The organism is Halomonas sp. 113 (genome assembly GCF_904067645.1).
GTDB lineage: Bacteria > Pseudomonadota > Gammaproteobacteria > Pseudomonadales > Halomonadaceae > Vreelandella > Vreelandella titanicae.
In genome coordinates this window covers 2,274,119-2,286,668 of the sequence record NZ_LR881453.1, presented here as the reverse complement: position 1 = coordinate 2,286,668, position 12,550 = coordinate 2,274,119, and the positions used below count along the sequence as shown (strand labels likewise).

Here is a 12,550-nt window from a genome sequence, read left to right as displayed (position 1 = left end):
GTTAGCCACCGTGGTTTGCCCGCCAGAAACCAAAATACTGTCGGCCCAGTACTACTGAGCTCTGAATACCACAAATGCTACATATTACTTTGTTTCAAGAATAAGGCTTGTCGCTACAGCTGTGCAATCCATTACCCCAAGCAATACTTTGGCATTGTTAAGCAATTGATACCGAACATCTCTTACTGGCATTTCCCAAGCTTTGCTGAGCAGGATGACGGTGATTTCGAAATCCCATGGCATCACGGGTTGGCCATTTAACTGTGCAAAGGGACCATCACTTTCAGGAACAACCTTTTCCTTTGGCAGCTTTTTGGCCAATGCCTTCCCTGCCGCAGAATTGAAAGCTGCTGGACCAATGCTGAACCAACAGCCTTGTGCAGCGGCAGCTTTAAGCTCCGATACCGACCCGGTGAACCAATGCAGAATGGGGATACCGTGATCTGGAAACTCTCTAAGTAACGTCAACACGTCTACAACCGCCTGCCTCGAGTGGATACTGAGCGTACGCCCGCCCAAATCATGGCATCGCTTCACGGCAGTAGAGAAAACTTGCTTCTGCTTTAGGTAGCTAGAGGCATACCTCTTGGAGCCATCCAAACCGATTTCACCGACAGTTTTGGCGCCATCAATCAGCTCTATAAGAAGCTCCAACTCCTGGAAACGATCGCCAGCGATTTCAGGGTGCAGGCCAGGGCTGATCAACATTGTCTCGTGATGACCAAGCACTGAACTCGTTGCTTGAAAGGCCTTCGGACTCGTAGTTACTAGCCACGTGAATACGTTGCGCTGCAGTGCCTCAGCATGCACTTCCCTAGCTTTGGGATAGAGATCTACGTGACAATGAAAGTCAATCAAAGCAATTGATCCTGAACAAGAACAGCTTCCAATTCAGCAAGCCCCTGCTTAAGGACTCGGCGATAGTCTGGACGCTCCTCAATTGATGCAAAAGCCAGTGTGCCCCCCAGGAATCGATCCAGCCCTCTCTGCTTGGCATCAAGCACAGCCAGAGCTACAGCCATAGGGTCATCGGGGCCACCTGACTTATCGCTGCCAACTACTGATGGAAAACGATAGTTGGTGGTATCGGACTCTGGCTCCCAGGCCAAGAATGCAGATCGACGAATCAAGCAAGGTACACAACGACCACAGTGCTGACGATTATAAGTTCTAAAGCGCCCACAGCTTGTAGAGTTTGCCGCCAACGCTCTCAACCTTTCTTGATCGAGGCAACCTCGCATCATCTCGCCTTTAGTTTGCAAGCGATAAGGCAGTACCAGCTCCACAGATATCCCAAGTTCATCAAGCACACTCTGGAGCATACCAATGAAGAGCGGGTGAGTTGTGCGTGTACTTAGGCTCGAGACTCTCCCGGGTACCAATGGAGGGTTAATGCAGATAAAGCCGTTTTCAGGAATGTAGATCTTAGGCTTTGGCAGATTAATCTTCGTGGAGGCAAGTACAGCAAACGCGTAGAAGGCCAAGGATCGGGCACGAGTCGACGATTCCCGTACACCTTTGAAACTTATACCGTGGCTCCACTGATAATGAGAGCCCCTGCCTGCCAACAACTCAGCATAGCGTCGCTGCAGCTCCGAATCTTTATGCGCAAGCTGGGAAACGAACAAAGGCCTCTTTTCTTCAGTCACTAAATCGATACCGCCAATCAGGCTATCGAGGCCGCCTGATAGCAAAGAAACGCAGTCGTTCTGGAGGTATCCGCCATCTCCCTGAGGAGGCTTATACCCTGCATCATTAAAAACCAAGGTCCAATAGTCGCCAGTCAAAACCTTTAGCATTTCCTCAAGGTGATACTTGAAGGGTACCCATCGCAGCGGCTCACAAAGTCCTACAGTGAGTTGGATCGTACGCGTCCATCCGTCTGCACTGGTGCTCCTGGGGCTGGCCAAGTCAGCACTACAGACCGCTAGGCAAAACTGTACAAAGTCCCAAACTGCCGGTGATGGCCGGAATCCGACTCGCTTCAGTGTTCCATGCCAACGGTTGGCAATTGCACCAACATCATTGCGTTTGGCTCCTTTAAAATACGAGAAAACTCTCTCGCCTGTTTGCAACTGCTGCGGGATACGATCCGCGGTGGAGCACAAAATCTTGTTCATCCGGCAAATACCTGCAAAGCAGATTGAAGGACTGATTGAGCCAAGTTCTTAGGATCTGTATGTGAGGCTTTTTTCTCCTCCAGGGTCACCCGTACCTCTGCCCAGACCCACTCCCTTATGTCCGTTCGGCGCTCTTGGATCTGGGCTGGGTCATGCTTCAGTTTTTCGTAGGTCTGCCCGAGCTGCATATCGATGCGCTGACAGATTTGATTAGCGATTGTCAGACCAATCACTTCGGCAATTTGAGCATCTGTTAAATCAAAAATATCGACGTTCGGGTGATTCTCGTAGAGCTTGGCTAGCGCATTAGTACCGGCATCACGTAAAGATTCTTCGTCAATACTTCCAGAACCTGAGATAACCTCTTTTAAAACCTCAAGCGCCAAGTCAGAAGCAGAAAGATTAGCCGCCCTACAGCGCTCTACCCAGTCCGTTACACGCGGATCCTTACCATCTCGAGCTGCTTCGAGGAATTGACCGAGAGCCCCGGCCCCTTTGGCTGTGCTACGCATAGTGGAAGCAGCACGGCTTGCTCCCCCCATTCCTTTTGACACCATGCTTCGGATAGCACCACGAAGATTGTCGCGATTGCCATTTTTTAGGTAAGAACCCATTTGCGATCGCGCAGGACCAAAGCGACGATCTGGAGCAATAACATTCTCGCGTGCCACAGGCGAATCACTGTCAGCCGCCCCCTCGCCATTGTCTTTTTCAGGATCTGACTGTGTTTCACTATCAGGGTTGCTTGGTGCCGTTCCATCTGGAGCGAGCCATTCTGGGTCAAAAGGAGATCCTGCACGGCCACCATTACTAGATGTTGAAGTCCCCATCAGCGCTTCGCCTTCAAGTTCACAATCGCATTCTTAGTTGTCTTAGGCAATTCGTTAAGATCCTTCCAGCGATCTAAGACCTCTTGCGCCCATGGTTGGGCACCTAGGGTTGGAATAATGCCGGGCCCGACTTGCTTTAGAGGAGCTTGTTCTAACAAGCTGGCTGCTTTTTTTCCAATTTCCGGAAAAACCTTGCAGCACTCAATAAGCATCACAATTTCATCATTGCGCTTCCAATTGCGAGTGGTGCTACAGCTCAGCCATGCTTTGGACATCGCCAGTTCGGTCTGATCAGGCCCAATCTTGTTCATAAGCTCTGTGAGGGATTTATGCCCACTAGTGGCAGTCTTTAGAGCATCACGAAGTTTTCTTGAATCAGGCGTCATGTTGTCATCGCCAAAGTCACGCGTGCCTGAGTCACGGCTCAGGTGAAGCAATGGGCGTAAATCTTCAGTACCAAGTGCAGGTGGCAAATCAAGCCACTGACGAGTAAAAGGGTTGTCCTTGAAAGGCTCGGGCAACCGAGCTTGGCTTGCAGCCGCACTCTCTGCTTCAGCAAGAACCTCTACTCGACCATCATTGTCTGAATGCACCTGTCCAGCCAACGCTTCAGCTAGAGCTTCATCACAACGCTCAATAAGGTGCCATTTTGCCAATGCGGCGATATCTAGCTTGATTCCCTGCGGCGCAGAAAGAGCCTCACGTAGATAAACCGTGTTTAGGAAGCGCTTCATAAGCCGAGGGTTAGCATTGACTGCTGATGAGCGATGAAGCATAGACGCCAATCCCTCTGCAAGATCCATCAAGCTCCTCAATGTTTCGTCTGTTCCGACTAGTTCATAGAGAAACTCTTGATTGATCGTATCGCCTCTCCAGCTGTTTCTCAGTCTTTCGGGAATGAGCTTGAGCGCGCTTTCGAACTGCTCTTTAGTGAAAGTACCAGCCTTGGCCTCTCGCTCGAGCAAGAGCAGTGCCAGGTAGGCTTTTGCCTCATTGAGACCAAGCCGTGGAACGTGAAGTGGAACCTGGATGAGCTTGTCAAAGTAATTGGTGGCAACGTCACTCGAGATCCCAGCCCCATCGAAATGAACTTTTACCGCTGCCTTAATAAAGTCGTTATCGGCAGCAACGACGAATGCGCTGCGGGGGATAAATAGCAGCAGGCGAATAGACTCCAGCGTTGAAATAGCAGTTTGCGGAAGGCACCGATCCAAATCATCGACAAAAATGACCAAGGTGACTTTTAGGTCGTCGAGGAGGCTTTCCAGCGTGTCACGGAAGGCTTGGATATGAGCTGGCATGGAAAACGGTTCACTTGGCCTCAATAAACCCGTTGCCGCAGCCGCGATACCTTCAGCATCGACTTCTACAGCTTGTGTTTTTCTTGCATCCGAAGAGACAAGGTTAACGATGGAATTGAACGTTTTGCCAAGGGCTCCGGCCGGAATGCCAGTCGTTAATGTCAGTGCGGCTTCACCGCTCAACTGAGCAATCCTGAGGAGGTTGATACGACGCCATAGTTCATCAACCTTATCTGCTATGGTCTCGTTTTCTTTCGCAAGTCGAACAATCTCGTCACCTACGATTTGAAGCAGAGCACTTCGCGCAGATTCAAAATCCTGATATAGCCACGGATTGAAAGTTAACACGACAAAAGTATTATCTGGTTTTTCGCTTAAATCTGGTTCAGATAATGTGTGTAAACGTACTGCAACCATCTTTATCAAAGATGACTTACCTGCTCCCCATCCCCCAGACACTCCAATGGAAATAGGAGCACCATCGGCGCGCTTCAGCATACTCGCACAAGCATCAGCAACTACGCCGAAATTCAGGTAATCAATAGCCGTCTCATTGTCATGCCACATGGTCTAACATCCGTTATCCAAACTGCGAAGCAGGCAAAAATTCTCGCCACCCAGGAGTCAAACGTAACCGGAAAAGCTGCTAATTTCCATTAGCAGTCTTTGTAATTTTCCGCTGGATGTTCGAATGGATTATTCTTGTCAGTATCCAAGGCTCGTTTAATAAACCGATGCACTAAAATAAGAAGTGGTAGGGCTTGTAGCCATCAAGGGGGCCTTTAATCTTGTTGCCCTATTAACCTCACCCTTTGGGTAAAACTTTTCGGTCTTTCGACATGTCGGCTGCAAAACCATCCGGCACTGGCTTAAAGCCTTCGCCTGGAGAACGGTGGCAGGATTGGAATTGGCGTAGTGCAAGAATGTCGATCTCGCCAGTGATGCAGTAATCGTGGTTGCCACCTTTCACGCGCAGTACATCACGTTTCCAGCGGTCTTTGTAGGGCGCACGTATGCGGCTATCGCCGTAGGTACGGTTGTTGCACTGAATGATATAGGCATGAATATCCAGTGCTGCAGATTCGATCAGCGCGTTGAAAGTGTCTATATCGGTATTCCATTCAGGAACAAACAATGCGTCCACTTTCCCTCTTAGATCGCCTCGGTACCGGATATTGGTTAACTCGCTGCATACCATCAAGGCAAAACGGAAGTTACCGTGCTTGATAATGGGCGGGTTCACCCAAGTAACATAGGGCACCATCTTTACACCAGATAGACGACGTAGTTCGACTTCTTCGTGGAGTGCAGGGAACTGCTTGTCCTGTCGATAAATCATAAGGGACGGAAAGCCCAGACCATCATGGGTCAGTGATGCCCAGACCTGGTTTCTGACCGTTTTCTTCTTAGCATGTAGATACTCTACACCTGTGATCAAAGAAATGCCCCGCCCTTTGAGCTTGTCGGCAATGCGCATGAACCACCGGGTTGGCAAGGCTAGCTCAGGAAATACCAAGTAACCCGCACCATCTGGACGCGAGATTAGCTCATTGATTAAGCGATTAAGTCGCTGATAGCGACGCCGACTATCGGGGTCTGCCTTTCCCATTACTACCGAGATGAAGCTTTTATCGCTCGTTTTCCAGCTTGCGACTGCTATGGTCTGTCTGGGAGTAGGCTTTCCATCGGGGACTCGCAACATACGCCCACTCCCCCCCCAGGTCGGCATTTTCTGTTCTTTAGGTGAAAAGCCTCGCAGGGAGAGAACTACCTTGCCCAGATCATCCTGATTTTCTTGTTTGAAAGGCTCCTTGGCGACCAAGTAAAGCTCTTGAAGACTGAACGGGCGTGTGGAGAAATAGAGCCCCAAGGGGGTGTTGTTTTCCAGCTTAACCCACTGCGAAAGAACCCTAATACCCGAAGTAACCGCCTCAGGCAAAAGCTCATCCACTGATGCTTCGATCAAGCTTCTGCGAGCTGGAATTCCTCTACGGCTGACCATCTCTTTCGGCAACCCGACAAATCGTAGCGGAATGTGCGCGAGGTCATGACTGAAGAGGCGAAGGTGATAATCCTTCAACTCCTTAATAGAGTGTGGGTACATGCTATGCCCGTCCCATAATGCTTCAGTGATTCTTAGCCAGTGCGACCTTACATGCAGTTCCCACTCACGAACCTTTGAGGTACCCAATCGTGGCGGTAATGCCGCGATAATGTTTTCTGCTACAGAATTATGAAGAGCCACCTGCCAACGCCATAGGGCATCGTTGCGGTCTAACTCAATGTCTGAAGTCAATGACTTAATGCTTGGCTGGCAGTCTTCAGAAACCGTTTCTATCAATTTTCTAAGGCTATGTAAGATATTCCCAAGCATCTTGAAATCCTTACACGCTACGGCCATGCGGATTACGCGGGGAAGATACTGCGCCAACTCAAAAAATGTTACCGGAGTAATCAGGTGGTCAATGACAGCCGAAAAAAAGGCGTGACGCTGGGCTCGCCATGCACTTGGAGTGAGATCCCGCTCGTATGCTTCGTAATCTCGAAGGTTGAGTGCGAAGCCTGCCCTGTGCAAAGTCAATGCGTCGGTCTTGCGTAGATTATCGGCATGCTCTCCAGCATGGTTTGTCGCTTTTAATAGATCTGTGGCAATTACATTTGGGTTTTCTGGAAGGTCTGGTAATGATCGCCACTCACTGGCGCGCTGGTTGACCTGCTCGCCGATGGCATTGACCAATGCTTTTCCCGGGCCACCGGACAATACGAAAAGTTTGTTCTTGCTGTTTTCGAACGCGACGTGACTGTTCTCAAGGTACCTCGGTTTGAACAGGATGCTTTTGTCTGTTGATTTTTCTTGTTTATCCCAACCTAGAATTTTAGATCCACCGTCTCGGCTGAATATCCATTCCCAAAACTTCTCCATGGTTTGAATATTACTGGAGTTTTCCATCACCAGTAGTACATCGTCCACGTATCGACCGTAGTAAAGCGGAACTACCTGCCGCTCAATGAACTGGTCAAGGCCGATTAACGCAGCATTAGCGACAACGGCGGAAGCTGGTAAACCCACGGGCAATCCTGTTTTAAGGGGCGTGCCCTTTGCCCAGGCAATCAGTGCGTTGATAAAAAGTTGGTGGAGCTTCCGTTGCTCTTGATCTAACTCAACACCTGCAATCTCCTGAAAGGCTTCGCTGAGCATAAACTTGGGATGAAGCCGATGATAAAAGCTGCTGACATCCGCAGTGAGCGCCAGAACCTTCTTCTTGTCATCAAGCGCCGTGCGCATAGTTTTAATTGCACCGTCACGCCAATCACTGAAAGGCTTTAGGTAAGATTTGAAGGAGCCAAGCGAAAACTCATTTACTTCGTTATCAATTGTTCTACGCAGCCGGCTACCGTAAATGTTTTGACTCAGTTGATCATCGAAGAGGTGCCCGACTTTCAGCATCCAGAGTGCCGAGAGCACATGGAAATCTATGCTGCACTTAGCCATGAGCCGAAACTCAGCAAAAGACTTTTCATCAGCTTTGTTGAAACAGGCCCACTCCTGTTCAGGGGAGGCATGAATCAATCCAGCTTTTTTGTCTTTTCCACACCTGATAGATTTAGGCGCGAGGGACCATGTTCCGAGAAAGTCAGGGTCTTTCACCCAAGTGGTAGACCTGCTATTGATCTTTTTTTGCAGCAGCTGAAGGTTTTCCTGCAAATTTTCCTCATAATCAACTATTGCAAAAAGTGAGCGATTGGTAGAGTAGTAGAGATCCACCTTGGCTTTGCGGAATGCGATACCAAGGGTTTTTAAGGTTACCGTCACTTAATCATCTCCAGTGATAATTGTCTTTATTCTGCATAAAGCTTTAGAATCTATTAAATGATTACACCCATCTTAATCACTCGAGAAAACTGCGTTTTTAAACCCAAGTCTATAGGTCGATATCATTTATCTACTAAGTCAGCATGGGACATGATAACTTATATACGACTTAGCAAAGGCAATGTTTACAACACTAACTGCTCCCGCTGGTTAGAATCTACGCTTAACGCATATAGGTCAGAAATATTCTGCAGCTTGTTTCTGCATATTTATAGCTAATAAAACTGCTAATTATAGGGTAGTAATTACTCTGTGACATGCGGCTGCGTCCCTATGTCTAGCATGTTTAATGCAAGGTTTTGTTAATGCACAAGACTGATTTTATATAAGACTATGCCGCTTGCCACCTGTGTTGCAAGGTCTACTTAGTTTTATTTTGACGTAAGCAATTAGAACGGAGGCTACAACAAGCACTCAAGCGGTCGTGCTGGTAGATTTCCAGCAGGCTTTTTACTTCTGGGCGAAGCAGCAATGGCTGTAATTTGTGTGAGCGGCTGGATTCCAATACGCCGACTTCATCCAGCATACGATTCACCACCTACCACATTTTACGTTTGGAGCTTTCGGCCCAGCCCACTATAGCTTCGTAGCGATGGGCACACTCGGCTAAAAACTCATCCCACTGGGGTAGGCCTGAAGCGCCTCCGACTGAGTTAGGAACGCATCGGCGACGACACTTTCAAGAAACTCCACCAGTAGCAGGTTACGTGCCATGGACGCACAGAAAGTAACCTGTGTTGCGAGCTGGTCGTCTCCATCGCTTAGTGCTTGCCAGAAAGATCGCTCCAACTTCTCTAAGCGTTTACGAATGGCTTGGCTTACAGATTTAACAGCCACGGGACGGTTCTTCTGGAGGCGGTTATCAACAATGATTGCCTACTGCCACTGTTCATCATCTGCTTCAGACCGCAGCACATCGGCGATGGAGCGGCTTTCGCGTACCATCAGCCCACCGCCGATCAGGTCAGAATTGTAGCTGAAAGAAGTTGAAAGGCGCTCATCAAGGTTAATTACATTGGAATTGCGGACAGTTTATCAGTAATGAAATCAGCTTTTACTAGGCTTACTGCCCTTCTTGAGCTGCTCCAGCAAGCTTCGGCGTTCCGCAGGATCGAGCTTATCCAGCTCAAGGATAAGTTCTGCAATCGTATCGTCTTCGCAGAAAAAATAGGGAATGGGCACCTCCAGTGCCTCTGAAAGCCTCTTCAGCAACTGGTAATTGGGCGCATGCTGGCCCTTTTCATACTGCGTCATACGCGCACTCGCCAGATTCGGCTCCATGCCGAGGTATTCACCCAACTGCCTTTGTGTCATACCCGCTGCTTGCCTGGCGGCTCTCAAGCGATCTGGAAGCGGACTATCCATGAAAACACCATCGCTACTTGGAAAGCCGCTAGGCTAGCGCAAGATGACACAAAAATATGCTAAGAGATTCTTAGCAAGAATGCAATGGTGTTTTGAAGGTGTCTTCATTTTGATTTAACAAAAGGAAATCTTTCACGATAATTTACTAATTTTTAGAAAATAATTCTCTAGTCGAAATTTTCCGACCAAACTGAGTTCCTATAAAAGTCTCAGACTCAACCGATGAGTAGCGATTATAAGATGCATATCGAGATACTTCGCTCAGTGGGACATCATCAATAGGCAGCTTGAATGGATTATCTTTATCAAAAAAAACGTTATCCAAAACATCAACAAAATGCTGCCTATGAACAGTATTATCTCCCTGCGACAAGGCTAAAAAAAGAACCTCATCGAGAATGTGTTTAATTTTTCTTACCTCACCTCGCGTTGCAGAAAAAAGTGGAAATAGTATCTCATCGCTATGAAGTGGCGGCGGTTCATGAAAGCCCATCCTTAACGCCAAGCCTTTTAAAAACCTTACATACTCAACACGATCGATTTGTTTAAAAATTTTAAAATACGGCAGTTCTATTGAACACATTAATCGCGAGGCCCATTGAGGCTCGTTAGATATTTCAGAAGCCCAGGGCATACCTACTAAAACGATGGGTATGCAAGCCTGCTCGCTGAGCAACTTAAGTCTATTGGCAACACGTTGACGATCTTCAACCGACTTAAACTCTATTAACTCTTGAAATTCATTGATGATGATTATTTGTGTTTTACATTTTTTTAATACTTTGACTAATGCCTCTGCTAGGCCCGTCTCACGACGACTACCTTTTCTTGCTTCTGAACCAAAACACCCCAAATCGCTCAATAATTGAATCATCATTTTTTCAACATCAGGCTTACTTGGTATGCGCGAAACGAGCACAGGCTTTACTAGAACATCGCCCTCTCTGTAGCTTGGAAATGCCGAATAAAACTCATTGATTAATTTACTTTTACCAGTCCCTGTATCTCCTAACAGCAACATACACTGCTGTTCTCCGCCTAATAGCTGATTATTTTTCAATCGATTCAAAGAACTCATCGCCTGTATTAAGGCTGCATGTTGGACAAAACAGTTTCTAAAATAAATCAATTGACTACATTTAGCTTCAGACAGTATGTTGCTCATTAATAAGGCTCCACATCAACAGCAATATCGTGCCAATCATCAACAAGCTCAAAGTTTTTTGAATCTGTTAAGCCGTCTTCTGAAGAATCACACATAGCGTTATCTCTACTTTTCATGTCACGGTGCACACTTTCAAAAGTCGCATCACTCTCACTATCCACGCCTATGAAAGCAGCAACGCTTTTCATTCCTTTTAGGCTACTTCTCTTCTTGACTAAAGCATTTCCCCTTATATCATCCATTCTCTCGCTGAGCTTCATATTTGCAAGGGCAAGCCCCTCATGATCGGTATTAATTTCAATATGATTATTCAACAACCTTCTCATAACTTGGTACTGGAAAATAGAGACGCCCTCTAAATGAAACTCCTGGCTAGTAGCATTAACTTTGATATACTTCTCCAATCCAGGTAAGAATACATACACAAAAGAAACATCAGACGGGTCTCGCTTAACACAAAGCTTATGCTTTTTCTGACCGGGGGGCGGCGGGTGATTTTTTCTGAACTCTACCAACATTTCGCTGCTATAGCTGATATGATCCACCTCTATCCCAATTGGTCGTAAATCTCGATAGACGGTAGGAAAGCTTTCGATTTTAAATCTTTGTTTTTCAGCCCCTTGGTAAACAACCGGTGGAAAATCTTGACACCCAATCTGCCAAGATAAAGCAGGTATATTGGTTCTACGTTTATTTGGCTGCTGATTATAAATATCTACAACCCATATATGAAGCAGATGTAAAAACTTGGAAAATGGTAATAACGCATCTTTCTCAGGCTCATAACCTTCTAAATCTTTTGCACTTGAGAAAGTTTTTCCCGGTATCTGATGAATAAACTCTGTATTGTAGGTGTTAAATATTCTCTCGACTAAAGGTTTCTTCCACGGTTTTCCAACTGGATTGTACTCAACGCTCATTCCTATTGAGGTAGAAAATCTCTCAAGATCTTTCGACCAAAACTCTGCGCCGTTATCAACAACAAGTGTTTCAATACGCCCTTGACATGGCCAATCTTTTTCGATGTCTGGATACTTTTCCAACAAGTCTTTTTTATCCAAGCACGCATTTAACACTGCACACCTTACAGAATTATAGCTCGGCCCTCTAAAGCTTAAATAAAAACCCACGATACATTTACTAAATGTATCAATCAAGACAGTTATAAATGGCCTTCCAATAGGGGTATTTAAGGTATCATCAAGCAAGATCAAGTCAAGAGCAGTATGATCAATTTCAACACGTTCCATCACTCTAGTAGATTTTGTGAAACTATTGATCAATCGATATTTTTTATCCGCATATCGCTTGCCATAACGCTTCAAGTCACAAATATAAGGTGGAAGCTTTTTAACTCTATCGTAAAAGGCACTTCGCCCAACCGCTTCAAACTGATCATCTGGATTTTCATTATTATGGACTAATATTAAATCCTTATAAAACTGATAAGTGGTCGCAACAGACCCCCTCACTCGTGTAAGATATTTTTTTTCGACAGCGTCCCAAAAGAAAGTGTCTTTTGAAAAAGAACTAAAATCACAAAAATTATTTTTTATAGCTCTTATATCAACCAAGGAAAGCAAATTTTTATCGACACGATACTTTGCATTCCATCTAGCTACGCTTTGCCACCCAGGCTTTTTATCTATAACACCCTCATTATACAATTCATAGATAATTGGCTCTACATTCTTCTTCGTCCAGCCTCCATTAAGCCTTTTATTGACTAACTTTATTACCTTATACTTGAACAAAGCTTTATCGGCGCAATCCTCATTAAGATCATCTATTGTTATGAATGCCACATCCTCAATTTCATCACGGCTTTTTTTACTCGCTGCTTGCGAAAAATCTATGCCTGCTAAAAACTCATCAAAAAAAGGATCTTCCAACAT

General features: G+C 46.3%; 9 protein-coding genes. All 9 read right to left on the bottom strand.

Translation table 11 applies throughout. The annotated features are described in order from the left end of the window. Positions 1-84: 84 nt before the first annotated feature. Positions 85-858: a Qat anti-phage system TatD family nuclease QatD gene (gene qatD, locus YERSI8AC_RS10660; RefSeq protein WP_009286523.1), complete on the bottom strand. Its 774-nt coding sequence runs from the start codon at positions 856-858 to the stop codon at positions 85-87. Beyond that, positions 855-2,120 (bottom strand): Qat anti-phage system QueC-like protein QatC, encoded by a 1,266-nt coding sequence (qatC, locus tag YERSI8AC_RS10655; protein WP_159176727.1) that lies wholly within the window; start codon positions 2,118-2,120, stop codon positions 855-857. Before qatC ends, qatD begins: the two co-directional genes overlap by 4 nt. Continuing rightward, on the bottom strand, positions 2,117-2,950 hold the full coding sequence (gene qatB, locus YERSI8AC_RS10650; protein ID WP_159176726.1) for a Qat anti-phage system associated protein QatB: 834 nt from the start codon (positions 2,948-2,950) through the stop codon (positions 2,117-2,119). Before qatB ends, qatC begins: the two co-directional genes overlap by 4 nt. Next, a complete protein-coding gene (locus tag YERSI8AC_RS10645; RefSeq protein ID WP_009286520.1) occupies positions 2,950-4,818 on the bottom strand; it encodes a KAP family P-loop NTPase fold protein in 1,869 nt (622 codons plus the stop codon). Before YERSI8AC_RS10645 ends, qatB begins: the two co-directional genes overlap by 1 nt. Positions 4,819-5,056: 238 nt before the next feature. After that, the gene (locus YERSI8AC_RS10640) at positions 5,057-8,065 is read right to left on the bottom strand and encodes a reverse transcriptase domain-containing protein (RefSeq protein ID WP_159176725.1); all 3,009 of its coding nucleotides are present in this window, start codon (positions 8,063-8,065) and stop codon (positions 5,057-5,059) included. A gap of 666 nt (positions 8,066-8,731) precedes the next feature. Continuing rightward, on the bottom strand, positions 8,732-8,962 hold the full coding sequence (locus YERSI8AC_RS10635) for a BrxA family protein (protein WP_236557285.1): 231 nt from the start codon (positions 8,960-8,962) through the stop codon (positions 8,732-8,734). A gap of 210 nt (positions 8,963-9,172) precedes the next feature. Next, positions 9,173-9,490 (bottom strand): helix-turn-helix domain-containing protein, encoded by a 318-nt coding sequence (locus YERSI8AC_RS10630; RefSeq protein WP_039858296.1) that lies wholly within the window; start codon positions 9,488-9,490, stop codon positions 9,173-9,175. 145 nt (positions 9,491-9,635) lie between these two features. Next, the gene (locus tag YERSI8AC_RS10625) at positions 9,636-10,655 is read right to left on the bottom strand and encodes a TniB family NTP-binding protein (RefSeq protein WP_159176724.1); all 1,020 of its coding nucleotides are present in this window, start codon (positions 10,653-10,655) and stop codon (positions 9,636-9,638) included. Then, complete coding sequence (locus tag YERSI8AC_RS10620) at positions 10,655-12,550, bottom strand: integrase catalytic domain-containing protein (protein WP_159176723.1); 1,896 nt, start codon at positions 12,548-12,550, stop codon at positions 10,655-10,657. Before YERSI8AC_RS10620 ends, YERSI8AC_RS10625 begins: the two co-directional genes overlap by 1 nt.